This is a genomic window from Anaerocolumna aminovalerica (assembly GCF_900115365.1).
In the GTDB taxonomy this organism is placed as follows: domain Bacteria; phylum Bacillota; class Clostridia; order Lachnospirales; family Lachnospiraceae; genus Anaerocolumna; species Anaerocolumna aminovalerica.
In genome coordinates this window covers 18802-45547 of record NZ_FOWD01000029.1, presented here as the reverse complement: position 1 = coordinate 45547, position 26746 = coordinate 18802, and the positions used below count along the sequence as shown (strand labels likewise).

Genomic DNA, 26746 nt, shown 5'->3' with positions numbered 1-26746 from the left:
GAACAATTAATTGAAAGGAAGTGAGAGCGTGAATGAGCAGGTTTCAGATCAAACGGTACGCTTAGCGATCAGAACCGGCAAGGTAACACTGCGGCTGATCTTAAGAGCTCTGGCTGCCTGGCATCGAAATCATCAGAGAAAAAAGGATGTAAACCGTATGGCTAAGGATACTCTTCATGGCAAACAGTCCGTAAAAGAACTGGTGGGTCAGGGGCAGGGCGTATCCAGCATGGAGATCGGTAATTCCGGCATCAGGGATTTTAAGAAGATCGCCAATAAGTATGGTGTGGATTTTGCGATCGTTAAGGATAAGGACGTAGATCCGCCTAAGTATACCGTTTTCTTCAAAGCGAGAGATGCAGATGCGATCACGCAGGTTTTGAAGAAATATGCTGCAAAGCAGACGAAGCGTAAAAAGGCAGCTGAGAAGGAACGCCCGAGTATCCTGCAAAAACTGAAGAAGTTTAAGGAAAAAGTGGCATCCATGCCTCGTAAGGATAAGGAAAAACGGAAGGAGATGGAGCGATGAAAAAGATAAACATAAAGAAGCTCGTCATCCTGAACATCCCTTATGTGATCGTTGGGCTTGTGGCTACCAATATCGGTGAAGCATTCCGAATAGCGGGAGGCACCAATGCCTCAGAAAAGCTGCAGAGTGTTATCCTGGAGGGATATTTCGGAACGGCATTTTCCAATCCGTTTCCAAGCTTTCATCCGGTGGATCTGCTCGTAGGACTTGCTATCAGTGGGATCCTGAGACTGGCAGTGTATATGAAAAGCAAGAATGCAAAGAAGTTCCGGCACAACCAGGAATACGGTTCTGCCAGGTGGGGGACACATGCAGACATAGAACCTTATATGGATCCGGTGTTTGCCAACAATGTGATCCTGTCACAGACAGAGAGACTGACGATGAACAATCGTCCGGCACAGCCCAAATATGCCAGGAACAAGAACACGCTGGTAGTCGGCGGATCCGGTTCAGGTAAGACCAGGTTTTTTATAAAACCAAACCTCTTACAAATGCACAGTTCATACGTTTTGACCGATCCGAAAGGCACGGTTTTGCCTGAGGTCGGAAATGCACTTTTAAAGCATGGATACAGGATAAAGATCTTCAATACCATCAACTTTAAGAAGAGTATGCATTACAATCCGTTCGCATATGTACATGATGAGAAGGATATATTAAAGCTCGTAACCACGCTGATCGCTAATACGAAGGGCGAGGGTAAAGGCGGAGATGAGTTCTGGGAAAAGGCGGAAAAGCTGTTATATTCAGCATTGATAGGTTACATCCATTATGAAGCGCAGGAGGAAGAGCAGAACTTCTCAACCCTGCTTGAAATGATCAATGCGATGGAAGTTAGAGAGGATGATGAAGAGTTCAAAAACCCTGTAGATCTCATGTTTGATGAGCTGGCGGAAAGGGATCCGGATCACTTTGCAGTAAGACAATATGCCAAGTACAAATTAAGTGCCGGCAAGACCGCAAAATCGATCCTTGTGAGCTGCGGTGCAAGGCTTGCTCCCTTTGATATAAAGGAGCTTCGTGAGATCACTGCATACGATGAATTACAACTTGATACCTTGGGAGATAAGAAGACAGCACTGTTCTTGATCATGTCGGATACAGATGCGACCTTCAATTTCCTGATCAGTATGGTGTACACCCAATTATTCAATCTGTTATGCGAAAAAGCAGATGATGTGTACGGTGGGAGACTTCCGGTACATGTGCGGTGCCTTATCGATGAGGCGGCAAACATCGGACAGATCCCGAATCTTGAGAAGCTTATGGCTACCATCCGTAGCCGTGAGATATCTGCAGCACTTGTGTTGCAGGCAAAATCGCAGCTTAAGGCGATTTACAAAGACAATGCAGATACCATCATCGGTAACTGCGACTCCCAGATCTTTCTGGGCGGCTCTGAACAGACGACTCTTAAGGACCTCAACACTACTCTTGGTAAAGAGACGATCGATATGTATAACACGGGGGAGACCAGGGGAACGAGTCAGAGCTACAACATGAACTACCAAAAGTTAGGTCATGATCTTATGAGCATCGATGAACTGGCGGTCATGGACGGAGGCAAATGTATTGTCCAGGTCAGAGGCGTAAGACCTTTTCTGTCGAGCAAGTATGACTTAACGCAGCATCCAAACTATCCGCTCACAGCAGATGCGGACAAAAGGAACACATTCGACATCGAAAAGTTCCTGAATCACAACTTAATATTGAAACCTGATGACAAATACGAAGTCATCGAAATCACCGAAGAATAAGGCTCTTACGATCAGCGATAAAGGCTGAGAGGACAGGGTCTTTTCTTATGCCCAAATCTACGGAGGTGGGCACATATACGGCCGTATCGCGGAAGGTCAGTCGACGGGCTTTCTGCAAAGAACACGTAAACCAACAAACAAAACAAAAACATTTTATGGAGGATTAACATTATGGCATTTTTCAACAGCGCAGTAGGCGTACTTCAGACTCTCGTAGTAGCTCTTGGTGCAGGTCTTGGTATCTGGGGAGCAATCAACCTCATGGAAGGTTACGGTAACGATAACCCCGGCTCTAAGTCCCAGGGCATGAAGCAGCTCATGGCCGGTGGTGGTGTTGCACTCATCGGTATCACTCTTGTACCCCTTCTTTCCGGCCTTTTCTGAGAAGAACGGAAGAGGAAGATGCGGAGCCGGGAAATGAACCCCGGCTCCCGGGAACAGAACAGGAGGTAACAAGTGGACAGCATACTTCAGTCGATCGAGGACTGGTTTCGCGAGCTGCTTGTTTCAGGCATTATGAGCAATCTCACCAATACCTTTGACACGGTAAATGCGCAGGTAGGTCAGATTGCCACAGAGGTAGGACAGACTCCTGCCAACTTTTCACCGGCGGTCTATAACATGATCCGAAATCTCTCAGAGAACGTGATCATGCCGATCGCCGGCTTGATACTAACTTTTATCGCCTGTTACGAGCTGATCCAGCTGGTCATCGGCCATAACAATCTGGCAAACTTTGAAACTTGGATCTTCTGGAAGTGGATCTTCAAAACCTTTGTAGCAGTAACCTTGATAACCAATACGATGAACATCACCATGGCTGTATTTGATGTGGCACAGCATGTGGTTTCCCAGGCAGGAGGACTGATCGGCGGAACTACAGCGATAGACGGCAGCACACTTGCAACGATGCAGAGCAACCTTGAAGCCATGGACATCGGGTCGCTTTTATCAATACTCTTACAATCCTTTGTGGTTCAGTTTTTGATGTATTTATTGTCGGCACTGATCTTTGTCATCGTATATGCACGTATGATCGAGATCTACCTGATGGTATCTCTTGCACCGATCCCTTTTGCAACCTTTGGCAACAGAGAGCAGAGCATGATCGGACAGAATTATTTGAGGTCACTGTTTGCACTGGGCTTCCAGGGATTTTTGATCATGGTGTGTGTAGGAATCTATGCAGTGCTTATCCAGAGCGTGGCATTTTCATCCGATATCATCGGATCCCTTTGGGGAGTCATGGGCTATACGATACTTCTGGCATTCACACTGTTTAAGACCGGAGCGGTCGCAAAGAGCATACTCCACGCGCACTAAAAGAAAGGAACTAACAATATGGCAGCATCATACATTTCGGTGCCTCGTGATCTTACGAAGGTGAAGAGTAAGGTGATGTTCAATCTGACAAAAAGACAGCTGATCTGCTTCTCAGTGGCGGCACTCATCGGGGTGCCGTCATTCTTTTTGATAAAGCAGATAGCTTCTACAAGTACGGCAGCTATAGGAATGATGGTCATCATGATGCCATTCTTTTTCCTGGCAATGTATGAGAAGAACGGACAGCATCTGGAAGTCATCTTACGACATTTGATCGAGGCGACTTTTGTGAGGCCCAAGGAAAGGCCTTATAAGACAGACAACAAATATGCAGCGCTGAAACGATTTGAGGAAGCAGATCAGGAGATCATGGAGATCATCATGTACAGCGAGGCAATGAGACCGGAGAAAAAGAAAGGAGGAGACGATGTTTTCGATTTTTAAGAAGCAGGAAAAAAGAGAGATCAAAATGCCTGCGCATTTAAGCAGAGCTGATCAGAAGGAGATCCGTGAGATCATCAAAAGAGCTGAGAATGATGACGGCATTCCCAGAACAGCACAGCAGTCGATTCCCTTCGACAGAATGTTTCAGGACGGTATCTGCAGGATAGGGTCGGATTATTACACGAAGACGATCCAGTTCCAGGATATCAACTATCAGCTTGCTCTGCAGGAGGATAAGACAGAGATCTTTGAGGAATGGTGTGCATTCCTTAACTTTTTTGACAGCTCGGTGCACTTTGAACTGAGCTTTATGAACATGGCAACGGATGTGGAGGATTTCAGGACCGGGATCGCCATCCCGCACAAAAAGGATGAGTACAACGGAGTCAGAGACGAATACAGTTCCATGCTCTTTCATCAGATGGAGGCAGGAAATAATGGTCTGACAAAGACCAAGTATCTGACCTTCGGTATCCATGCGGATTCCATTAAGGCTGCAAAGCCCAGGATCATCCACATCGAGACAGACATATTAAATAACTTTAAGCGTCTTGGTGTGCAGGCGAGAGTCCTGAACGGAAAAGAGAGACTGGCGCTCATGCATCAGCAGTTTCATATGGGAGACAAGGAGAGGTTCCATTTCGATTGGAAGTATCTTCTCGGTACCGGTCTTTCCGTAAAGGATTTTATCGCTCCCAGCAGCTTTTCGTTTCCTACGGGAAAGAGATTTACGATGGGAAGCCTTTATGGGGCAATGAGTTTTTTGTCCATCGACGCATCGGATATCAGCGACAGAATGCTGGCGGATTTCCTCAATATGGAATCCAGTCAGATCGTGACCATGCATATACAGTCGGTGGATCAGAATGAGGCCATCAAAACCGTAAAGCATACCATCACGGAGCTTGACCGTAGCAAGATCGAGGAACAGAAGAAGGCAGTCCGGGCCGGATACGATATGGATATCATTCCTTCGGATCTGGCGACTTTCGGTAAGGATGCCAAGGCACTCCTTAAGGAGCTGCAGAGCCAGAATGAGAGAATGTTCTTGCTTACATTTCTCATCATGAATACCGGAAGAACGGAGCAGGAGCTTGAGAACAATGTATTCCAGGCAAAGTCCATAGCGCAGAAGCATAACTGCAACCTGGTTCGTCTGGATTTTCAGCAGGAACAGGGACTCATGAGTTCCTTGCCGCTTGCTCAGAACCTTATTGAGATTCATAGAGGCATGACGACTTCCAGCACGGCGATCTTTGTTCCGTTTACAACTCAGGAACTTTTCCAGTCAGGAGATGAGAGTCTCTATTACGGACTGAATGCGCTTTCCAATAACCTGATCATGGTGGACAGGAAGCTCCTTAAGAACCCGAACGGCCTGATCCTCGGTACTCCCGGTTCCGGTAAATCCTTTGCTGCGAAAAGGGAGATTGCAAATGCATTCCTGGTAACGGATGACGATGTGATCATCTCGGATCCCGAGGCAGAGTATTCACCGCTGGTTGAAAGGTTTGGCGGTCAGGTCATCAAGATCGCACCGACCAGTACGCAGTATATCAACCCGATGGATATCAATATGAACTATTCGGATGATGATAACCCGATAGCTCTTAAGGCAGATTTCATCCTGTCCCTTTGCGAGCTTATCGTAGGCGGAAAAGAAGGCTTACAGCCGGTTGAAAAGACAGTCATTGACCGTTGTATCCATCAGATCTATCAGAAATATTTTGAAGATCCGAAACCTGAGAAGATGCCTCTTTTGGAGGATCTGTACAATGCACTCCTTAAGCAGGATGAGCCGGAAGCAAGGCATGTGGCAACTGCTCTTGAAATCTATGTAAGCGGTTCGCTGAATGTGTTTAATCACAGGACCAACGTAGATATCACCAACAGACTTGTGTGCTATGACATAAAGGAACTTGGTAAGCAGCTTAAGAAGATCGGAATGCTGGTCGTACAGGATCAGGTGTGGGGCAGAGTGACACAGAACCGCGCTCAGGGCAGATCGACCCGTTACTACATGGATGAGATGCAGATTCTTCTTCGTGAAGATCAGACAGCAGCCTATACGGTTGAGATCTGGAAGCGCTTCAGAAAGTGGGGCGGTATTCCTACCGGTATCACGCAGAACGTTAAAGACCTTCTGGCATCGAAGGAAGTCGAGAATATCTTTGAGAACTCCGATTTCATCTACATGCTGAATCAGGCGGTCGGCGACAGACAGATCCTTGCAAAGCAGCTCAATATCAGTCCTCATCAGCTTTCGTATGTTACTCACAGCGGAGCCGGTGAAGGGCTTATTTTTTACGGCAATGTAATACTTCCTTTTGTAGACAGATTCCCTACGGATATCGAGCTCTACCGCATCATGACCACGAAGCTTTCCGAGATCACTGAGGCGAAGGAAGAGGCTAAGGCATGAAAGGATATGGATAAATGAATGAAGGGATTTACACCAGGGATAAGGGCGCCAAACGGCGCGTAGAACCCGAAAACCAGACAAAGAACAGGTCACATGCCGGGAAGCTCAAGAACGAGACTTCCCGTGCGGCGGCCATGCGTAAAAGGCTTCGTACCGGGAAAGCGGATACTGCTGAAACAAAGCTTGAGATCAAAAAGACAGCAAAAATACATAAGCAGGGTAGAAAGGCTGCGAGAAAGAATATTGCTGTTACAAGCGAGATCAGGCATCAGCTGAATGAAGCAAACGAAGATCAGAATGCCGGTGGAGATGCAATAAATGCAGGAGGCCAGGTGGCCGAAGCCGGTATCTACAGCATCAAAAAGAAAGGCGGGAAAGGGACAGATGCCAATGGTTACAGCGTAAAGCTCCATCGTTCGAAGCATGGCGAGACGCAAGGAGGAACCGGCGCAAAAAATGCGACAGTTGCCGAGGGTGATGCAGCAAAACATCAGGCACAGAAGAATCTCATGAAAAAGGAGATACAGAAGCAGGCCTTTAAGGAACGCGCCAGGGAAACCGCAAATGCATCCGGCGGATTTATGAAGCGGTTCGTTGATAAAGCGGAGGATATGGCAGGCAGACTTGCCGAGGCTGTAACTGAATTCATAGAGGAGCATCCTCTTGGATTCCTGATTGCCGGTGCGGTACTGATCATCGTTTTGGTCATTTCCGGTTCGCTCAGTTCATGTTCACTTATGGCTGGCGGTGGAGGCAATTCGATCTTGGCGACAAGCTTTACTGCACAGGATGCAGACATCGTAGCGGTTGAAGGCGATTATGTTTCACTGGAAACGGAGCTTCAGAATACCGTGAACAGGATCGAGGCAGATCATCCGGGGTATGACGAATATCAATATGACCTGAGTGAGATCGCTCATAATCCTTTTGAGCTGGCAGCGCTTCTTACTGTCCTGTACGAAGATTATACAGAGAGTGAAGTTCAGTCGATGCTGCAGACCATCAAAGATTATCAGTATACGCTGACTCTTACACAGGTTGTGGAGACCAGGACCCGGACGGAGGAAAGAACGGGAACGAGGACGATCCATCATGCAGACGGTACGACCACTACGGAAGAATACACCTACGAAGTGGAAGTCGAGTATGACTATTACATCCTGAAGACGAAGCTCACCAATAACGGCATACAGGCTGCAATTAACGCACTGGGACTTACCGAGGAACAGCTGCAAAGATACGCAGTGATCCTGGAGATGCGAGGAAACAAACCGGATATCTTCGGTGACAATCCATATGCAAATCCGGGTGTGTCTGAAGAATACCAGGACTATGATGTCCCTGCAGAGTATCTTACGGATCAGCAGTTTGCAAATATGCTGAATGAAGCGGAAAGGTATCTCGGATATCCGTATGTGTGGGGAGGAAGCAGTCCGTCAACCAGCTTTGATTGCTCTGGCTTTGTAAGCTATGTGATCAATAATTGCGGGAACGGATGGAACTATGGAAGACTCACTGCTAACGGATGGAAGAATACGACCGCAAGGGTAAACACAAGCGATGTAAAGCCCGGAGACCTGATCTTCTTCCAGGGAACTTATGATACATCCGGTGCAAGCCATGTGGGGATCGTAGTCGATCCGGCAAATAAGATCATGATCCATTGCGGCAATCCGATCCAGTACGCAAGCTATGACAGTAACTATTGGCGGCAGCATTTTTACTGCTACGGAAGAATCAGATAAGGAGGACTTATGTACGAAAAACTTGATAAGCTCCGCACAGAGGTAAGGCGCTGGGAGCAGAAAATCGAAGATGATAAGGCAAAGCTTAGGATTGCACAGGAAAAGCTTGAAAAAGCTGAGGATGAACAGATCCTGGCTGATGTCGGTGCACTGAAGCTGAAGCCCGAACAGCTGGCTGAGTTCTTAAAGCTCGCTACTAGCGGGAAGCTTGGTGCGGCAGGCAGTGGGAATGCTTTTGTCGAAAAATCCGACAGAAGTACTTATGCCACTGATGATGAAACTGAAAACGAAGACGAAACGGAGGATTTCGAAGATGAAGAGAATTAAAAACAAAATACAGATCAGATTGATCTCAGCTGCAGCAATTGTTGCAGCTTTTTTATTTGGGACGACTCCCATCATGGCACATGCCGGTGGATATGAATGTACCTGCGAGCATAAGTGCACAGAGGATTGTATCAATCCCGACTGTGAGCTCTGCAAGATCGACCACACTCTTTGCTGTGGCGATGAGGAGACGGAGGATCCCGAAGCTCCTGCGGAGGAGACACCTGAAACAGAAGAGGAGCCTGAGGAAGAGTGGGGACCTCTCACTCCCGATGGGAACATGACACTTGTGGATGATTACGGTGCTCCCAGTCAGGCAGGAAAGCAGTTCATAACCGTTGTCACCAAGGCAGGTAATTACTTTTACATCATCATAGACCGGGATGATAACGGAACAGAGACTGTTCATTTCCTGAATATGGTTGATGAGGCAGACCTCCTGGCACTTATGGATGAGGATGCGGTAAACGATTATATCGCACAGAAGGAGGCTAAGGAGACGGAACCCACAGTTACTGAGGAGCCCACTCCCACCGAGGAACCTGAGGCTGAGGAAGAGCCTGAGGAACCCGTGAAAAAGAAGAGCTCAGGTGCGTTAGTTATCGTGCTGATCTTGGCTCTTGGCGGTGCAGGCGGATACTTCTACTTCACGAAGGTTAAGAACAAAAAGCCTAAGGTGGATAACGGTCCGGATCCCGATGCGGATTACAACGAGGATGAGGATGATTACCTGCTCGACGGTCTTGCCGATGAGGTGGATGACATCATAAGTGAGGATGAAAAAGCTGAAGATTCCGAGATCATCGATCTTGATGATGAGGAGCCTAACGATGAAGAGGAGGATGAGGAATAATGGCACGAAGATCACGTTTTGAAGGATATGTAAATGCGATGAAGGGGCAGGCTGAGAAGCCTGCTCTTTCTGTTAAGGACAGACTTTCTCAGATGAAGGAGAAGGCAAAGACCGTAAACAGGAAACCTGAAAAGGAGGGCAAGTAATATGGCAGATTTCGATAAGAGCAAATTTGATCCCAAGGCTGCAGCGGAAGCTTGTAAGGCAGAGATGGATGAGATCACTACAAAATTGGAAAAGGGAGTTAAGGACATTTTCACATCCGATGGTTATAGGGATTATCTGAACTTCTGTGCGAAGCTCCCCAGGTATTCCGTGAACAATCAGATCCTGATCATGCTGCAGAAACCTGACGCTACCATGTGTCAGTCGTTCACCGGATGGAAGGACATGAACCGTTTTGTGAGAAAAGGTGAGAAGGGAATCCGTATCCTGGCTCCGTCACCTTACAAAATGCAGAAAGAGCAGGATAAGACAGATCCTTCCGGAAAACCGATCCTTGATAAGGATGGTGAGCCTGTAAAGGAAACCGTGGAGATCACGGTAAATGCCTTTAAGCCTGTCAGCACTTTTGATGTGAGTCAGACGGAAGGTGATCCGATTCCCGCTTTGGGAACAACAGAACTTACGGGATCAGTGGAAGGCTATAACGCACTCTTTGATGCGATAAAAGAAGTGGTTCCCGTGCCTATCACCTTCGAGGAGATCCCTTCCGGTGCAAAGGGTTACTTCCATCTGGAAGAGAACCGAATCGCGATCCAGGAGGGAATGAGCGAGGCACAGACCGTAAAGACTGCGATCCATGAAGCTGCACATCAGGCACTTCATTCCAAGGATGCCATGGATGCATCCGGTGATAAGAAGTCCAAGAATCAGAAAGAGACGGAAGCTGAATCTGTCGCTTACGTTGTATGCCAGCATTACGGCATCGATACTTCGGATTATTCTTTCGCCTATGTTGCGACCTGGTCTGCGGATAAAGAAGTACCGGAGCTGAAGGCATCCCTGGATACCATCCGAAAGACTGCATCCGATATGATCGTGAAGATCGATGAGAAACTGCAGGCACGCGACAGTGTGAAGGAAGTAGAGGAGTTTATCGCGGCTCACGGTGACGAGCTCCCTTTCGATAATCCGGAGGCCGGTCAGCCCATCGGCTTTATCAAGATCGAACCTCCGGTAGATTTCGGTTCCTATCAGACTGACAAAAAGATCGAGATCACTATGGAACAGCCGGAGGCTGAAAAGCCTGAGAAAGCTCAGGAAGAGAAAAGCGCTAAGAAGACTTCGGTAAAAGAAAAACTGAAGGCTGAAAAAGCAAAGTCACAGAAAACAAAATCACCTAAGAAGGATCCCAAGAAGGACCTTCAGGAAGCTATTTAAGGAGGAGAAAAGAATATGCGTAAGAAATTGATTATTGGAATTGTAGCCGGAGTTGCTGTTGCTGGAGGAATCGTTACTGCGATCATCTGTCACAAAAGGAAAAGAGATGCTTTCCGTGAGCTTGACCTGTACGACGATGAGGATGACGACTTCTGGGACGAGGATCTGGACTATGAAGATTGTGGGTCTGATGAGAAGTGCTGCGAATACGCAGAAAGGATTTTAAGAGAGCTTGAGGAGGGCACAAATGGCGAATAACCTGGTGATTGCTGAGAAGCCTTCGGTGGCTCAGTCGATTGCTAAGGTCCTTGGATGTAACAACAAGCAGGATGGCTACCTCTCCGGAGGTGGCTATCTTGTGAGTTGGTGCGTCGGGCATTTGGTCGAACTTGCCGAACCTGAAACCTATGACAGTAAATATGAAACCTGGAAGAAGGAAGACCTTCCGATCATCCCTGAGGAATTTAAATATCAGGTAACCGCCGCTACGAGAAAGCAGTTTAAGGTTTTGAAGGATCTGCTCCACCGGGATGATGTGGACTGTGTAACCAACGCATGTGATGCAGGACGTGAAGGTGAACTCATCTTCCGTTTGGTCTATGACGAGGCGAAATGCAATAAGCCCATGAAAAGGCTCTGGATCTCTTCGATGGAAGATGAAGCGATCCGAGATGGCTTTGCAGGTCTCAAAGACGGACAGGAATACGACAGACTTTACGAAGCTGCTCTCTGCAGGGAACGTGCCGACTGGATCGTTGGCATCAATGCCACCAGGCTCTTTTCTTCCCTGTATGGTCAGACTCTTAATGTGGGCCGAGTGATGACACCGACACTTGCACTGACTGTAGCACGTGAGGCTAAGATCAGAGCATTCAGACCGGAGGATTTTTATACCGTGATACTGGAAACTGATATCGGAGATCTGGGAAGCAAGCGATTCAGCGGCAGAGAAGAAGCTAAGGAACTGCTTATTAAGTGCACGTTGGCCGGAAAGCTTACGATCACTAAGGCGGAGAAAAAGGAAAAGCAGGAGAAGGCTCCGGCGCTTTTTGATCTGACTTCTTTGCAGCGTGAAGCAAATAAGAGACTTGGTTATACAGCACAGCAGACGCTGGATTATACCCAGTCCCTGTATGAAAAGAAGCTGGTGTCTTACCCGAGAACCGACAGCCGGTATCTGACGGATGATATGGAAGCCACGCTTCCGAATCTGATCGCAAAAGCAGAAAAGGTCAGTGGTCTTAAGCCTACCGAAGCACGGGATCATCACTGTGTTATCAACAGCAAGAAGGTCACAGATCACCACGCGATCATCCCTACGGCATCTGTCGATAAGGCTGATCTCTCGGAACTTCCAAACGGAGAAAGGGAAGTACTTAGACTTATCGCCACAAGGCTCTTAGAGGCTGTTTCAAGCTCCTGTATTTATGCAGAGGCAGTATTAGAGGGTGAATGCGAAGGCGAGCGATTTACGGCAAAAGGAAAGTCTGTGATAGATCCCGGATGGAAAGGAGTGGCAAAGATCAGTGAGAAGAAAAAGGATGATCCGGATGATACTGCAGTGGGCGACATTTCTTCTCTTCACGAAGGTGATGAGATAAAGATCGCTCAGGCTGGTGTGAAAGCCGGAAAGACCACGCCTCCGAAATCCTATACGGAGGATACGCTGCTTTCAGCAATGGAAAAGGCAGGCAGTGATGAGACTCCGGATGAAGCAGAGCGTAAAGGTCTCGGTACTCCGGCAACCCGTGCGAGTATCATTGAGAAGCTTGTCCGTATCGGTTTTATCGAAAGAAAAGGTGATAAGAAGACCAAGTATCTGGTTCCGACACATAAGGGCGAGATGCTGATCACGGTTATCCCGGAAGCGATTCAGTCTGCGTCCATGACTGCCGAATGGGAGCAAAAGCTCCTGGAGGTGGAGAAGGAATCCTACAGTGCAGATCAGTTTATGGATGAGATCGGATCCATGGTAAAAGAGCTGGTTGATACCTATGAGATCGTGCAGGATGCAGAGGTTTTGATGAAACCGGCATATGCGCCTCTTGGGAAATGTCCTCACTGCGGAGCTGATGTCATTGAGAAGTCCAAGGGCTTCTTTTGCGAGAAAAAGGATTGTAAGTTCGCACTCTGGAAGGATAACCGGTTCTTCGATTCTCTTTCAAAGAAACTGACTAAGCAAGTGGCAGAACAGCTCTTGTCCAGAGGCAGGGCGAAGCTTAAAAAGTGCAGATCCGTGAAAACGGGAAAGACCTATGATACCACCGTTGTTCTGTCCGTATCGGATAACGGAGCGCCGCAGTTCACATTAGATTTTTCGAAAGGAGCGAAGTGATATGGAGAAAAAGAAGAAGACGAAGATCCGGAAATGGGATGAGGTTGGTGGAGCAGTTGAAACTGAGATCGATGAGATCGCAGGTTCCTTTGAAGAGACTCCCGGTGCCGGTCCTTCGGCAAGCAGAAATCCCATGAGAGGCATCGAGGATATGGTTGAGCAGAATGATAATTCCTTCGACGGAGTCATCAATAACCTGCCTGAACCTAAGCCCGTTTGTCAGGTAAGTGCTGCCGAAGTCATCGAGGAAGAGCAGAAAAAGAAGTCGGTCTTAAAAAGGCTGCAGGAGCCGGTTCCTGTACCTGAAGGTGCAAAGCCTGTGACCGGATGCGTGCTGTGCGGAGACAGGGAGAGGATTTGATGGCACGTCAGGACGGAATGATCTATGTCCGTGTTACGAAGGATGAGTGGAAAAAGATCCATGAGCGAATGGCTGAGGCCGGTATGAAGAACATGAGCGCATTTATCAGAAAAATGGCTTTGAACGGATACCTGATTAAGCTGGATCTGACGGATGTGAAGGAGGTTCTGCGCCTCCTTCATATCAATTCCAACAACCTGAATCAGTACGCAAAAAGAGCAAATGAAACCGGCAGCATTTACGAAGCAGATATCAAAGATCTGCAGAAAAGCCATCAGGAGATTTTACAACTGATGGGTGAAATATTGGATCGTTTATCAAGCATTTAAGGAGGAACTCATGGCAGCTACAAGACTGATACCTTTGCATGAGAACAAAGGAAAAACCGTCTCGCAGTGCTTAAAAGACAGAGTCGATTATGCGAAGAACGGAGAAAAAACTGAAGAGGGTGAATATGTAACTGCCTATGAGTGCAATCCCCAAATTGTTGATCAGGAATTCTATTCCGCCCGGAATGAATATGTGAAGGATCACCGGGTACCGACACATGATGTGATCGCATATCAGATTAGGCAGTCATTCAAACCAGGGGAGATAACTCCTGAAGAAGCCAATGCCATCGGTTATGAGCTTGCGATGAAATTCACCAAAGGTGAGTATGCTTTCATCGTTGCAACTCATACGGATAAGGCACATATTCATAACCACATCATCTTCAACTCGACAAATCTTGCATGTGACAGGAAATTCAAAAACTTCTTTCTTTCATCGTTTGTTATCCAGCGGATCAGCGACAAATTATGCTTAGAGCATGGACTTTCAGTTATCAACCCGAGAGCATATCGAGACAGAGAAAAGCGCGCGGATTATCCAAAACGTTCTGCTTACCGAAACGCGATCCGCGAAGCAATCGACCGAGGCCTGGCGAGAAATCCGAAAGATTTTGAAGAGCTGCTTCGGTTCCTAGAGGAAGAAGAGTATCAGATTAAGCGAGGCAAGAATCCTGCGATAAAGGGGAAAGACCAGAAGCGGTTTATCCGTTTTAAGTCCCTCGGGGAAGGATACAGACCTGACGACCTTGAGAAGATCATCTCCGGTGAGATGGAGCGTGATCCTGAGATCCGGAAGCAGAACGCGAAGCCTGAAAAGAAGGTTGATATGCTCATCGATATCCAAGCAAAACTTGCTCAGGGAAAAGGTGCCGGATATGAGAGATGGGCGAAAGTCTACAATGTGAAGCAGGTGGCCAAAGCGCTTCTCTTCCTGGAAGAGCATGACATCCGGGACCTTGATTCGCTAAATCAGAGAGCCAAAGAAGCTGCTGATCACTTCAATAAACTGTCCACTACGATCAAGTCGGCCGAGAAAAGAATGGCAGAGATCTCGGTCTTAAAAACGCATATTTTGAATTATGCAAAGACCAAAGATGTCTATGTGGCATACCGAAAGGCGGGGTACAGTAAAGCTTTCTTTGAAGCTCACCGCGAAGAGATCACTCTTCATAAAGCGGCGAAGCAGGCATTTTCCGAGTTGGGAGTGGAGAAGCTTCCGACGGTAAAACAGCTGAACGAAGAATACGCAGAACTCCTTGCCAGGAAGAAAGAGGCTTACCGGGAATACCGAAAAGCCAAGCAGGAGATGACGGACTTCGCTACAGCAAAATACGACATCGAGCGATTCCTGAATCTTGAAAAAGAAGAGGAAACGAGGGCGAGAGAAAAAACAAAAACAAAAGAAGAGTCACTTTAGTCCAAAGGGGCATTTCATCGGAATCACATCCGGTGGGGTGCCCCTCTTTTTTTATTTCTCGCCTTTGGCGATAAGTACTCAGCACCGCGGAGCGGGGCGTAGATCAGCAGATGAAAATCTGATGTTTGAAGGGATTGGGAGCAACTCCCAACAAGCCGAGCGAAGTGAGTTGTCTGGACACAGACATTGCTTGCCAATTTGTGAAAAACCAAGTTGAAGTCCGTTTTTTGGGACACGAAATGTGGATAATGGAGTGTGGGAGGTTAGAGTGCAATAGATGTCTCAGCTGATTTGACTCCTAAATATCTTGTTATTTTCTTGCTTTGAGGATTATATGTGAAATGTGAAAAAACTTTTTATTTTTCCACATAAATTTCGAGATTTCAAAAGTTTCTATTGAAGAAAAGCACGGTTCTTGGTATAATATACGAGTGTTATTATATATTTTTTTGATAAGCACCGGAGGCTTAGAAGCATGGAAAAAAACGAAATCAAAGTTACATATAGTCCCTTATGGAAACTCCTAATTGACAGGAAAATGGCTAAATCGGAGCTGCGGAGTAAAACCCATATAGCCGCTAGTACTTTTACAAAAATGAATAATGATCAAATGGTTTCGATGGATGTAATTGCGCGGATTTGTGATGAGCTTCAGTGTACATTTGATGATGTTGTTCAAATCGAAAAAGAATCGGAAGAAGGAGCTGAGGCTTAATTTATGGATATTAATTCAGATATAAACATTCTTGGTGGAGTTCCGGATTACGATCTGGTACGAGTATATATTGCCGGAGAGGCAAAGGATAAATCGTCAGATGAGATCCAGCGTGAATACACTACTGTAAAAACCGAAAAAGCATTTAAGAGATTTCAAAGAGCCATAGATAAGAGCATGAATTCGTTTAAGACGGCTGAGCTGAAGGATATGATCCAGACGTTCTGTAATATGGAGTCTTTGGATGAAACTATGTTGTTAATGTTCTTTTGGAATATGTCTGTAAACAATGAAATGTTTGCTTATTTGAATGAGCAGGTTTATTTTCCAATCCTTTTTTCCGGAAGAACGATAGTAACCGCTGAGGAGGTCCTTGCCTGCCTTAAAGAATTGAAGCAGAAAGAGGAAACTCTAAAGAAATGGTCAGATTCAACTATGAGTATCACAGCTTCGAAGTATCTGACTGTGTTGAAGAAACTGGGACTGGTTGATGGTGGAATAAAGAAAAAAATAGTTTATAAAAACCTATCAGATAAACAGTTTGTATTATTTGTTTATTGGTTGATGCAGGCTGAAGAGTCAACAAATCTAAGTGACAGTAGCTGGATGAAATATGGTTTTATGGAGAAACAGTATTTTATAGAGCGGTGCCTGCAAAACAAATACAGGTCGTACATTAACATAAGTTTCAATGGAGAAATACTGAGGGCTGAACCGATAATGACTTACGAGGAGATATGCCATGAGTGTAAGTAAAATAGAAGCAAAGATACAAGACTTAGAGCAGGCTGTAAGGGCGTTTGATGAGAATAATATTAAACTTAGCGCAAATGGTGGAAACTCTATGCTCTTTATGTGCCCACCGTTAGAGGAGGGCGAGTATATCAGATTAATGAAACAAAATCTTGATTCAGAAAGATATGCGTTCATTGATCTGAACGAATTGCTGGTAAGATTTGTTGATGAAAACGAAGAAGAGATAATGCTTAAGTATGAATTGTTGCAAAACTCCTCGAACCAGATATTTAAGTTACCACCTGGAGAAGAGGGGAACGATCTGTTTCAGATGATCATACAGGCGATAGTCGATGTATATGATCAAAACAAGATACCGGTTTTGATAAGGGTTGGAGCACTTAATGGAACGGATATAGAAAACATTCACATCATGGAGAATAAGGTTGTAATGCAAGGAAAAAATCCAGTAATTATTCTTTATCCGGCGGTCAAAAAGAATGATGAGATAATGTTTTTGGGCATAAGGCCGGCATCAAAATATCGCTGCATGGTGATTGGAGGAAACTAAGGATGAAGATAAAAGACATACTTACAATAGATCTCAAGGAAGACATAACCAATGTAATTGATATGGAGAATCTTCAGGAAGAGGAGCTCCTGAGCGAAATTGATAATTATATTGTCACAGAGGGTCTGGCTAGAGAGTTTGATAAGCTTGCGGACGTATTCTCAGGAAATATAAAAGAAACAGGAATCTGGCTGTCCGGTTTTTATGGATCAGGAAAATCTTATCTTGGCAAACTTTGGGGATTCATTTTGAGTAATCCGGATATATTAGGAACGCCTGCTAGAGATCGAATTTTACAGAGATTTCACGGAATCAGTGACGAGGCACTAATCCGTAACGATATCATGGCGCTTGAAAGTAAAGATTTTCTTGTGGTGAAATTTGATATCGCCAAGCAGAATACAAATCTTGGAATAGCTATGACTATGATGGAAAACTTCCTGAGGACATTGGATATTCCGGAGAATGCCTTTGGAATACTGCTGTTTCATATGATGATGCAGGATTCTTATACTGATGTTTCAAAGTATGTCGCTGATAAGAATGGTGCAAAGTGGAGTGATGTGAGAAAGAATATCATGTCGTACCACAAGGTGATAAAGGATATCTTTCTCGGCAAGGGGAATTCAGAGAACGATTTCAATAATATCAAGGATACTATTGAGAAGGAAAGAGATCATTATAGTGCTGCCAAATTAAAAGAAGAACTGGAACTGTTTCTTTCTGTTAAGCCAGATGTTGAAGTCGTATTTCTGTTTGATGAGGCAAGTGAAGCAATCAACCAGAAGAAATTTACGCTACTGGATCTCGAAGGAATTAGCGAAGCATTCTCCGCAATAAAGGGTCGCGTATGGACAATGGCTATTGCCCAGGAGAAACTGGATGATGTTATCAACAATTCCAGCATCAATAAGTCAAATCTTACAAAGATGACGGATCGTTTCAAGACCAAGATCCATATTGAGTCTACAGAAGTTGATGTGATCATCCGAAGCAGATTGTTAAAGAAAACAGATTCAGGTAGACAGGAACTTGAAAACAATTTTGAGACAAATTCAGGAAAAATAACGGATACTGCCATGCTGTCTGGTAATGGACTCACAAAAACGGACAGTAAGGAAAGTTATGCGACGTATTATCCCTTTTATCAGTATCAGCTGCAGTTGATGCAGAATTTCCTTTTTGGAAAAAAAGGATATACATCTACAAATGTCGCAGCACGAGGCATGATAATAAGTGCCTACGACATCTTGAAGAAAGAAATGCAAGAGGAAGATTTATTTTGCACTGCGACAGCATGGCAAATGGCTAAGCAGGCACAGCCGCAGCCTCCTGTTCTTCTTGTAAACAGATATGAAAGTGCAGAGCGTGTTCTATCTCAAACTGGAAGTCCAATATCTGGAAGATGTATTTTGGAAACGATACATTTCCTTGAAGATGCTGATAGTGCACCTACTACCATAAGTAATATTCTTAAGGCGTTTATCAGTAATCCGGATGATTATTATAAGATTGAGAAGGATGTTAAGAGCGCATTGGATAGCCTTGTTGAGGCAAGAATTCTGATACTTAATGATAATCAATATAGGATTACGTCCGATATCGAACAGAGATTGCTGGACGAGATGAATGAATTCTCGGTACAGTCATATGTCAGAAAAGGATTCTTACTTGATCATTATAAAAAAAGCAGTTTCGTAAAAGGCGCCGCCAAGGTAACTGACAATGGAATAGGATACGATTTCTATGTGACAACGGATCTGGATGATGAGATTACAAATCCCTCACAGAAAAGCCTGAAGCTGAAGATAAAGAGTATTTACTCAATTTCGGATGATAGAAGTGCTGATATTAATGATATCAAGAATACGTATCAGAACCAGCATGATCTGATGTACCTTGTGCCGGATAACAGTCAGTTTACAGAAATAGATAAGCTGATTACGGATATAAAGAGAATAGATTATATAGCTGACAAGTATCAGAGAACAGATATTGAGGAGGCTCAGTATATCAGGAACTTCGTGTCAATTAGGGAAACGAAGGAAGAGGCTTTGCGTGCACTTATTGAGAAGGCACTTACCTCCGGAACCATCATATATTTGTTTAACGTTTCGTTATTAAATGAGTCCAATGCTACGACTGTAATGACAGAACAGGAAAAAGCATTGGTGAGAAATGTTTATACGAAGAGACTATCCACCCAGCTCAAAGATGATGTGGCGTATAAGGTGATCAAGGAGGCAAACGCATCAAAACTACATTCTTATTTTGCCGGAAAGGATTTTGAATTCTTTGATGCGGGCGGAACTCTGATAGGGGACAAACTAACGGTATCGGAAGCAGTGTTGAATTTGATTAAGAACACGTTTGTTGATGGATCGAGTATAGAAAGCAAGCTTCTGGAGCCGCCGACGGGCTATTTATACGGTACAGTTGTTTCTACGGTTGCAGCTCTTATGCGAGGTGGAAGGATTATTGCAAAGTTCGGTGGGTCAGAAAAGTATTCATATAGAGATCCAGATGTGGATAGTATTTTTAAGAATGCGACAAACTTCAGAAAGGCTTCTTTCAAGGGGATTACTAAATCACTTTCAGCATCACATAAAAATGATATTGTTGTAGTTTTAAAAGAATTTGAAGCGGTAGATCGAAATGGGAAAAAGGTCGATTGGAACACAAATGATTTTGACCTTGTTTGCGCTATATCAAAGACAGCAGAAGAATACGCTGGAAAAATAAAAGCATGGCGAGAAGCCAACAGTAAATTTGATGCGTATTATCCTGACATGACATCAGTTGAAAGTGTGTTAAAGCAGTTTATTGGAAATGTTAATGATCAGAACTATATCGATAAAGCAATTGCTTTTATTTCCAGCAAAGATTCTTTCTCTGATGCAATAGATGCTGTTATGTCGTGTTCTGATTTTATTAAGAATCGACAAGCAAAAGCGGAGGGCTGGAAGATATTTGTACAAGAAGTAAATGATGATCTTTCAAAGGCTGCCAAAATAGTTCAATCTATTGCACTGGCAACAAATGATTTCAATGGTGCATTCGACTCTGGCTTGATGCATAAATACGTCGAGTTACAAACCATAGCTCAAAAGATCAGAGATGAATATTTCAAAAAATACTCTGAAGCAGCATTAATAATGTCAGCAAAATACGAAGCTATTAAATCGAAAGCAGAGTCAGTTATTCAAGAAATAGAAACGCTTGATATTGAAGAAAATGCAGTGCTAAGGAGCAAGGCGCAAACCATTCTTGCGTTTGCAGAGGGAAGAATTTGTAAAAATCCTAAGATCACGACATCTATCAAGGAAGATAGCACGAAACTGACATTTTCAGAGGTGTTATCTGCAAATGATATTGTTGGACAGAAAGAAACAGAACTAAGTGTAATAGATGCGCAGATCATACGTCAAAAGCCGGAAAAGAAGCAGGATGATGTTCCGCTTGCAGAAGGAGGAGATGCTCCTGTACCGGAAGAGAAGAAGGCTGTTGTCAGTACAATAAGGCGTGAATTGCCCAAGTCTGAAATAACAGTGTCTGAATATAAAACCTGGCTTCTTTCAGAAATAAAAACTATATCAGCGATGAATGATACAGACAAGATCACTTTTTAGGAGGTAATCTTCATGAAGCTTGAAGATCATGTAGAGAGAATACGTCTCAAGGTAGAGGATGCTGTAAAAAATGCATTGGATAGATGTGGAATTACAGTGGAAACATGGGACAAAGACAGAGATGCTGATTCCAATATTGAAATTGGAAATTATAAGCAACTGATAGAGTCTATTCAGCCAGGAAAAGACTGGTCATATTGCTATGATGAAATAGTCGATGATTATGCATTCACCCTTTTTAACAGGTTGATCTGTATGAAGGTATTAGAGAGTCATGGACTATATCCGGAGATGGTTACGCAAAGACAGCAGCATTCCGGGAAATCATATGCCCATTATATGTGGCTGGAAACAAATGGACAGTACAGTCGTGTTCCGTTTGAAGGGCTGGAGAAGTATTTGAGCTGGCAGTTTGATCAGCTTTCTCCGGAATGTGATTTGTTTGCGGTATCAATACCGTTACATATGATTCCAACTGCGACTTTTTGTAAAGAAATTATAGATCTGATAAATGCTGTAGATGAAGATGATCAGGTTGAAAACGATATTTGGAAACAAGGAAATATTCTGTCACAAATATATGAGATATACAACAATAGTAAGAAGGCTGCACTCAAAGCGAGTGGAGATAAAGTTGAATATGATAAGGTTCATGTACAGAGCCAGATATATACGCCAGAATGGGTGGTGCAGTTCCTTGTAGATAACAGCCTTGGAAAATTGTATCTCGAAATGTATCCAGATTCGGATATCAAGAATCAGCATAAAATAATTGGAGATTTCTTAGAGGCTACCCGGGAGAAAAAACAGCTTGATGAAATCAAGATCATAGATCCCTGCGTAGGATCCGGAAATTTTTTGCTTTATTGCTACGATCTGCTTTATGAAATGTATATGGATCAGATTGATAATTATGGAGCCGATTATTCGAAACGCAAAGTTCCAGAGCTTATTATCGAGCGAAATCTTCATGGTATTGATCTTGATGAAAGAGCCGTTCAGCTTACTAAGGTTGGATTATTTATAAAAGCAAAGACCAGGAGAAGTTCAGTACATATCAGCCATTACAATGTTGTTAGTGCCAGTTTTCGTCTGCCAGAATACAGCGATATAGGCACTCTGTTTGATGTACAGTACTTTTCTAAACAGTTCAGCGATTTGCTAAAAGATGTATGGGGAGATTTGCAGCAGGCATATAAGTTTGGATCATTACTTAGGATCGATGAAAAGTTCGAGGATGTAAAGAAAGCGCTGAAAGAAGATATAGGAGATGCCCAGCTTTCTTTGTTTACGTATGAGAAAGCAGCGGAGTTTGATCTGTTTGAAAAGAGTTTCTATGAGAAACTTGGGGATGCGATTGGAAGGTTTGCCGTCGACGATAAGAAGAAGTTTTTTGCAGAGGCAGCATCTAATGCATTGACCTATTTAAAAATAATTACAGAAAAATATGAAGTGGTTGTAAGCAATCCACCTTACACAGATAGTGGAGATTTTGGAGATGTTTTGCTGAAATTTTCGAAGGAAAACTATCAAAAAAAATGCAAATCTAATGGTAATCTATTTTCTATGTTTGTATATAGGAATATTAATTTTGCAGATAAGGATGGATACGTTGCTTTAATTCATCCGCACACAATTATGACTATAAAAACATATGCAGATGTTAGAGAATATCTACTTCAGCATTGCCAAATACAAAGCTTTATTGATTATGGATTGGATCGAGTTAATCTATTTGGTCCTAAAATACTCGTTGAATCTGTGTTTTATGTACTGAAAAAAAGTACAGAAGAGGGAGAAAGTATTTGGTTTAACATAGATAAGAACCAGCAAGAGAAGTTTAAGATGGACTCATTTAAAGAATGCTTGGATGATGTGTTGACTGGAAAAAAGAATGATAGGGTATTCATCTCTAAACAAAAAGATTTTACGCTAATTAGTGGAATGCCTTTCGTATACGAATTGTCGGATACGTTTAAGGAACAGTTTAATGAGAAAACAATTGGAGAAATTGGTTATCCTGTTTTAGGCTTAAAAACATCAAATAATAAAAAATATCTTAGATACTGGTGGGAACTTGATAATGTGACGGAGAAAGAATGGCCATTCTATGCTAAGGGTGGTGATTTTAACAGATGGTATGGAAATAATTGGCTAAGAATTAATTGGATTAACGATGGAGCGGAAATTAAAAGAGAAGCACATTCTCAAATGATAGAGAAAGGATGGGATTTTAAGGAAGGAGTTACTGTATCAACCCGTTCTGTTAAAGGGTCGAGTGCGAGGCTTTTATCATCTGACATGCTTTTTGATATGGCAGCTAGTTCAATTATTTCAATCAATACAGATGATACGCTGTTTATTCTTGGATTCTCAAACTCTAAGGTTTTTAGCTTTGTACTTGATACATTAAACAATACGGTGAATAAACAACCTCAGGATTTGAGAAGGATTCCGATTGGCAATGTATCTGAGGAAATTAAGTCTTTAGTATCTTTATACGCTCAAAAGTGTATTGAATTAAAGAAAGACATTTGTAAATGTTGGAGTACAGAACCAGATTTTGAAAAAACAGTTATTGATCGGTTTTATGAAGGTAGCCTTGAAGGGACCATGTATGCGTATATAAACTATTATAATAAGTCTCAATGCTATATAGCGGTATATGAGGCTTTGATAAATAAAACAATTTATTCTATGTATGGATTGTCAAATACTGATATTGAGCTGATAGAGAACAGATGTGATGGGATTCTTGTTGATAAGAGGTTATCAAAAAGAGCAAAAGAAGCTTTTCTTGCGGAATGCGACAATGAAGATATAGTACAGTATGTAGCAAGTATTAAGAGCTCAGATGAGGAGATTACGCTTGAGTTGGAGGAATTGTATAAGCCTACAACAGATATTTTGGATTATTCTTCATTGAAAAATGTAAATCCAATAGAAGTATGGTATCAAGTTTCCAAGAAGAAACCATCAGTGAAAACCTTAAGAGATAAAGTGCTATTGGATTATTTGTTCGTTAAAGCTAAGGATGTATTACTTTCAAGTGAAAACGGGCTGTTAAGTATTTGGAAGACAGGGACAGAGAAAACACTTTGTGAATGCGTAATTGAAGATATAATAGGTTCTATTTCAGAGAAAATGATTACTGAGATAGAGGGATACTTGGGGTGTGATATTGGGAAGTACTTTGACAGTGAATTTATGAGTAAATACTCGAATTACCTTAATTTATTCATGTATTTGCCTCAAACTCCAATAATTTGGCATATATGTAGTAAAAACAAAGTAATATCGTTATATTGCCATATTCATCGATTTAATGGTAATACCTTATATCAAATAAAGAATAAGTATGCAAAAAACAAGAGAGATCAGATCGAGTTTAGGATTGCTTCGCTAGGGGAGGTAAAGACTGCTCAACAACAGCTTGAAAAAGAAAAACTACAAGAACAAATAGTTGAAATTGATGAATTTATAAAGAGCATTGATAAGCTGATTTCGACGGGATATTCGTATGATATGGAGCGAGGGGTGGCTGCAAATATAGCGCCGTTACAATCGCTGAGACTGATTTCTTACGATGTCCTTTCAATGAAGCAACTACAAGAATATTTAAAGGCGGAATGGTGATGATAGAAAAATGGTTAAAGGCTGAGATTGATGCCAAACTCAAAAACAGTAAAAGAATCATTGTATTAGACGAATCATCGGAATGGGAGTTTCTTACAGAGGCTGCCTGTGTTGGATCTGTTCTCCTTAAAAGAAAGAGCGATAACAAGAAGTGGAAGCAGAAAAAAGATGAATTATTCCTGCGATACGACATAGAGAAGAAGCACAAAGATTCCGATGTGATCATTTACATCCAGGGAGAATTGAGCAACGATTCCTTCTTGGTTGACTATGCAAAGACTGGTGGTTGCATAGTACTGTCCAAGGAATGGGTGCGTGAAACTCTGCTTCGAGAAACTTCATTACAGGTATCGTTGACCGATGAGGAATTATATACAGCTTGCCACGTGGGCGTGAAGAAGGATCTTAACTGGTGGAAGAGAGTTATCCAGAAGATTGAAGATGTTCTTACTTTGGAAGATGATATTCTTCAATTTATGGACGATCCTAACGGATTTATGAAGAAGCAGTCACAGACTGTTAGAAACCTGTATATCCAAGAGTTCTGTAAGCTGCTTGGTCAACCGTTGCAGGAAAAACCTTATGATACTTATGCTAATGAGATTTCAAAACATATCTTTGAGGGGATTATATACGGGAATATATCAAAGAGAGAATATTCTATTTATTGCAAATGGTTGGATAGTCATGAGCACGAGCCGGCATTTAAGAAGTATCTTTCTATGTTCAAAATTCCGGATAATGTTGAAGTAGCAAAGGTGAATGATAATCACTGTTTTGACGAAATTGATCGTAGAGAACTTGTATATCTGGTTGATAATTTGGGGGATTCTTCAAAGGTTCAGGCTGCCTTAGAGAGAATAAAGCGCAGAATAAAGAATATGAAGAAGAACCCGTATGTTGCAGAGTGGTGGCCGGATGTGACGGATGTGGTTGAAGTTAACGTCACGTGCAAGGATACATCCATTGATAAGATTAGCACATACTATACTACACATTTTGCAGCAAAAGACAGATCCATGAGACATATTTTAGCATACTGGAAAGCCACTGAGAGCATAGTTCGTCCATTGCAGGAACGCTATGAACAGATGAATCAGGACATGCTGAAAGTATGGTTTGAGCACTATGATGAGTACAAGGAAAATCAAAAGGGCTATCTTGTTAGGCTGATTAAAGATAATAAAAAGAAGATTGCAATTATCGTAGGAGACGGAGTGAGATATGAAGTGGCGGATAGTGTGGCTTCACGAATTTCACCTGATATAAAGATTGATAAGAAATTTATGTATGCAGGGCTTCCGTCAGAGACTGAGCATAATATGAGTGCGTTATACACTACGGATGGAAAGATAATTGCAACAAAAAGTGAACGTGAAAAGGTTTTATCTCAGGAAACTGGGAAAAACATTACTTATATGCAGCTGGAAGAAGTAAATGAAACGACAGATGGAGATATTCTTGTCTTGACATATAAGGACATCGATGATGCCGGTGAAAAAATGCAGCAGGCAATGTTAAAGCTTGTCGATGAATTTGAAGATATTCTTGTTGAGAAGATTCAGCTGCTGTTACACATGGGTTATAAAGAGGTTCATTTGGTTACCGATCATGGATTTGTTCTAACTGGAATACTGGATGAATCCGATAAGATACCGACAGATGATGTATCCGGAGCAAAGAAAGTTTCGGAGAGATATATTAGGTCTGTGGACGAACAGAACAACGATAAGTATATTTCTCTTCATGAGCCGTATGGAGAGTACAATTATGTGAATTTTGCCAAGAGCTCAAGACCATTTTCTTCTACTGGAAAGTATGGATACTCTCATGGTGGGTTTACTCCTCAGGAGGTTGTTATTCCGAACTTTGTTTTCAGATATGAAAAGACAAATCAATTAGACGTAAGCATTACAAATAAAAAGGATCTGAGTGAAGTAAACGGAGATATTATTGCGATTAAGATTTCTTCGGGAGACGAGGCGGTTGATGTTATGTCCAGCCAGCGCAGGGTAAGGGTCGTGCTCTATTCGAACGGTAAAGAAATTGACAAGAGCAGTATCTTAACAATGGGGCCAGGCGAAAAGGAGAACCTGGATCTATCCTTAAATGGTGCAAATGAAGCATTGGTTGTAGTTATTGATGAAGATACTAAAGATCAGCTTGATAAAGCAGTTATTAATAAAACGCAAATGAGAGATCTTGGCGGATTGTTGTAGGAGGCATTTG

General features: G+C 43.1%; 22 protein-coding genes. All 22 read left to right on the top strand.

What is annotated here, in order from left to right:
- Positions 1-28: 28 nt before the first annotated feature.
- Complete coding sequence (locus BM183_RS14775) at positions 29-529, top strand: PcfB family protein (RefSeq protein ID WP_091687647.1); 501 nt, start codon at positions 29-31, stop codon at positions 527-529.
- Positions 526-2289, top strand: coding sequence for a VirD4-like conjugal transfer protein, CD1115 family (locus BM183_RS14770; RefSeq protein WP_091687646.1), 1764 nt, complete (start codon positions 526-528; stop codon positions 2287-2289). The genes BM183_RS14775 and BM183_RS14770 overlap by 4 nt, the downstream gene beginning before the upstream one ends.
- Positions 2290-2460: 171 nt before the next feature.
- The gene (locus BM183_RS14765; RefSeq protein ID WP_091687645.1) at positions 2461-2673 is read left to right on the top strand and encodes a Maff2 family mobile element protein; all 213 of its coding nucleotides are present in this window, start codon (positions 2461-2463) and stop codon (positions 2671-2673) included.
- Positions 2674-2745: 72 nt separating this feature from the next.
- Positions 2746-3612: a VirB6/TrbL-like conjugal transfer protein, CD1112 family gene (locus tag BM183_RS14760; protein WP_091687644.1), complete on the top strand. Its 867-nt coding sequence runs from the start codon at positions 2746-2748 to the stop codon at positions 3610-3612.
- An 18-nt stretch (positions 3613-3630) separates the two neighbouring features.
- Positions 3631-4056: a PrgI family protein gene (locus tag BM183_RS14755; RefSeq protein ID WP_091687643.1), complete on the top strand. Its 426-nt coding sequence runs from the start codon at positions 3631-3633 to the stop codon at positions 4054-4056.
- Positions 4040-6478, top strand: coding sequence for a VirB4-like conjugal transfer ATPase, CD1110 family (locus BM183_RS14750; RefSeq protein ID WP_091687642.1), 2439 nt, complete (start codon positions 4040-4042; stop codon positions 6476-6478). Before BM183_RS14755 ends, BM183_RS14750 begins: the two co-directional genes overlap by 17 nt.
- Positions 6479-6492: 14 nt before the next feature.
- Positions 6493-8223, top strand: a complete 1731-nt coding sequence (locus tag BM183_RS14745; protein WP_091687641.1) for a C40 family peptidase — start codon at positions 6493-6495, stop codon at positions 8221-8223.
- 9 nt (positions 8224-8232) lie between these two features.
- Positions 8233-8550 (top strand): DUF4315 family protein, encoded by a 318-nt coding sequence (locus BM183_RS14740; protein WP_091687640.1) that lies wholly within the window; start codon positions 8233-8235, stop codon positions 8548-8550.
- The gene (locus BM183_RS14735; RefSeq protein ID WP_139221537.1) at positions 8537-9403 is read left to right on the top strand and encodes a DUF4366 domain-containing protein; all 867 of its coding nucleotides are present in this window, start codon (positions 8537-8539) and stop codon (positions 9401-9403) included. Before BM183_RS14740 ends, BM183_RS14735 begins: the two co-directional genes overlap by 14 nt.
- Complete coding sequence (locus tag BM183_RS20770) at positions 9403-9549, top strand: hypothetical protein (RefSeq protein ID WP_170848032.1); 147 nt, start codon at positions 9403-9405, stop codon at positions 9547-9549. The genes BM183_RS14735 and BM183_RS20770 overlap by 1 nt, the downstream gene beginning before the upstream one ends.
- A gap of 1 nt (position 9550) precedes the next feature.
- Entirely contained in the window at positions 9551-10786 is a 1236-nt protein-coding gene (locus tag BM183_RS14730) for an ArdC-like ssDNA-binding domain-containing protein (protein ID WP_091687638.1), read from the top strand.
- Positions 10787-10801: 15 nt separating this feature from the next.
- Entirely contained in the window at positions 10802-11044 is a 243-nt protein-coding gene (locus tag BM183_RS14725; protein ID WP_091687637.1) for a hypothetical protein, read from the top strand.
- The gene (locus tag BM183_RS14720) at positions 11034-13121 is read left to right on the top strand and encodes a DNA topoisomerase 3 (RefSeq protein ID WP_091687636.1); all 2088 of its coding nucleotides are present in this window, start codon (positions 11034-11036) and stop codon (positions 13119-13121) included. The genes BM183_RS14725 and BM183_RS14720 overlap by 11 nt, the downstream gene beginning before the upstream one ends.
- A 1-nt stretch (position 13122) precedes the next feature.
- On the top strand, positions 13123-13482 hold the full coding sequence (locus tag BM183_RS14715) for a DUF4316 domain-containing protein (RefSeq protein ID WP_091687635.1): 360 nt from the start codon (positions 13123-13125) through the stop codon (positions 13480-13482).
- Complete coding sequence (locus BM183_RS14710; RefSeq protein WP_091687634.1) at positions 13482-13811, top strand: plasmid mobilization protein; 330 nt, start codon at positions 13482-13484, stop codon at positions 13809-13811. The genes BM183_RS14715 and BM183_RS14710 overlap by 1 nt, the downstream gene beginning before the upstream one ends.
- Before the next feature lie 10 nt (positions 13812-13821).
- Positions 13822-15231 (top strand): relaxase/mobilization nuclease domain-containing protein, encoded by a 1410-nt coding sequence (locus BM183_RS14705; RefSeq protein WP_091687633.1) that lies wholly within the window; start codon positions 13822-13824, stop codon positions 15229-15231.
- Positions 15232-15706: 475 nt separating this feature from the next.
- Complete coding sequence (locus BM183_RS14700; RefSeq protein ID WP_091687632.1) at positions 15707-15946, top strand: helix-turn-helix domain-containing protein; 240 nt, start codon at positions 15707-15709, stop codon at positions 15944-15946.
- Between the two features lie 3 nt (positions 15947-15949).
- On the top strand, positions 15950-16702 hold the full coding sequence (locus tag BM183_RS14695) for a DUF1819 family protein (RefSeq protein WP_091687631.1): 753 nt from the start codon (positions 15950-15952) through the stop codon (positions 16700-16702).
- Positions 16689-17252, top strand: a complete 564-nt coding sequence (locus tag BM183_RS14690) for a hypothetical protein (protein WP_091687630.1) — start codon at positions 16689-16691, stop codon at positions 17250-17252. Before BM183_RS14695 ends, BM183_RS14690 begins: the two co-directional genes overlap by 14 nt.
- A gap of 2 nt (positions 17253-17254) precedes the next feature.
- Positions 17255-20881, top strand: coding sequence for a BREX system P-loop protein BrxC (gene brxC, locus BM183_RS14685; protein WP_091687629.1), 3627 nt, complete (start codon positions 17255-17257; stop codon positions 20879-20881).
- Between the two features lie 12 nt (positions 20882-20893).
- Positions 20894-24517: a BREX-1 system adenine-specific DNA-methyltransferase PglX gene (gene pglX, locus BM183_RS14680; protein ID WP_091687628.1), complete on the top strand. Its 3624-nt coding sequence runs from the start codon at positions 20894-20896 to the stop codon at positions 24515-24517.
- Positions 24517-26736, top strand: a complete 2220-nt coding sequence (locus tag BM183_RS14675; RefSeq protein ID WP_170848031.1) for a PglZ domain-containing protein — start codon at positions 24517-24519, stop codon at positions 26734-26736. The genes pglX and BM183_RS14675 overlap by 1 nt, the downstream gene beginning before the upstream one ends.
- The last annotated feature ends 10 nt before the right edge of the window (positions 26737-26746 follow it).

Coding starts and splice junctions, on each gene's coding strand:
- BM183_RS14755 (WP_091687643.1), top strand. CDS start 3,631: ATGGCAGCATCATACATTTCGGTGCCTCGTGATCTTACGAAGGTGAAG.
- BM183_RS14690 (WP_091687630.1), top strand. CDS start 16,689: ATGAGTGTAAGTAAAATAGAAGCAAAGATACAAGACTTAGAGCAGGCT.
- BM183_RS14770 (WP_091687646.1), top strand. CDS start 526: ATGAAAAAGATAAACATAAAGAAGCTCGTCATCCTGAACATCCCTTAT.
- brxC (WP_091687629.1), top strand. CDS start 17,255: ATGAAGATAAAAGACATACTTACAATAGATCTCAAGGAAGACATAACC.
- BM183_RS14745 (WP_091687641.1), top strand. CDS start 6,493: ATGAATGAAGGGATTTACACCAGGGATAAGGGCGCCAAACGGCGCGTA.
- BM183_RS14675 (WP_170848031.1), top strand. CDS start 24,517: ATGATAGAAAAATGGTTAAAGGCTGAGATTGATGCCAAACTCAAAAAC.
- BM183_RS14725 (WP_091687637.1), top strand. CDS start 10,802: ATGCGTAAGAAATTGATTATTGGAATTGTAGCCGGAGTTGCTGTTGCT.
- BM183_RS14720 (WP_091687636.1), top strand. CDS start 11,034: ATGGCGAATAACCTGGTGATTGCTGAGAAGCCTTCGGTGGCTCAGTCG.
- BM183_RS14700 (WP_091687632.1), top strand. CDS start 15,707: ATGGAAAAAAACGAAATCAAAGTTACATATAGTCCCTTATGGAAACTC.
- pglX (WP_091687628.1), top strand. CDS start 20,894: ATGAAGCTTGAAGATCATGTAGAGAGAATACGTCTCAAGGTAGAGGAT.
- BM183_RS20770 (WP_170848032.1), top strand. CDS start 9,403: ATGGCACGAAGATCACGTTTTGAAGGATATGTAAATGCGATGAAGGGG.
- BM183_RS14705 (WP_091687633.1), top strand. CDS start 13,822: ATGGCAGCTACAAGACTGATACCTTTGCATGAGAACAAAGGAAAAACC.
- BM183_RS14765 (WP_091687645.1), top strand. CDS start 2,461: ATGGCATTTTTCAACAGCGCAGTAGGCGTACTTCAGACTCTCGTAGTA.
- BM183_RS14715 (WP_091687635.1), top strand. CDS start 13,123: ATGGAGAAAAAGAAGAAGACGAAGATCCGGAAATGGGATGAGGTTGGT.
- BM183_RS14730 (WP_091687638.1), top strand. CDS start 9,551: ATGGCAGATTTCGATAAGAGCAAATTTGATCCCAAGGCTGCAGCGGAA.
- BM183_RS14750 (WP_091687642.1), top strand. CDS start 4,040: ATGTTTTCGATTTTTAAGAAGCAGGAAAAAAGAGAGATCAAAATGCCT.
- BM183_RS14740 (WP_091687640.1), top strand. CDS start 8,233: ATGTACGAAAAACTTGATAAGCTCCGCACAGAGGTAAGGCGCTGGGAG.
- BM183_RS14695 (WP_091687631.1), top strand. CDS start 15,950: ATGGATATTAATTCAGATATAAACATTCTTGGTGGAGTTCCGGATTAC.
- BM183_RS14735 (WP_139221537.1), top strand. CDS start 8,537: ATGAAGAGAATTAAAAACAAAATACAGATCAGATTGATCTCAGCTGCA.
- BM183_RS14710 (WP_091687634.1), top strand. CDS start 13,482: ATGGCACGTCAGGACGGAATGATCTATGTCCGTGTTACGAAGGATGAG.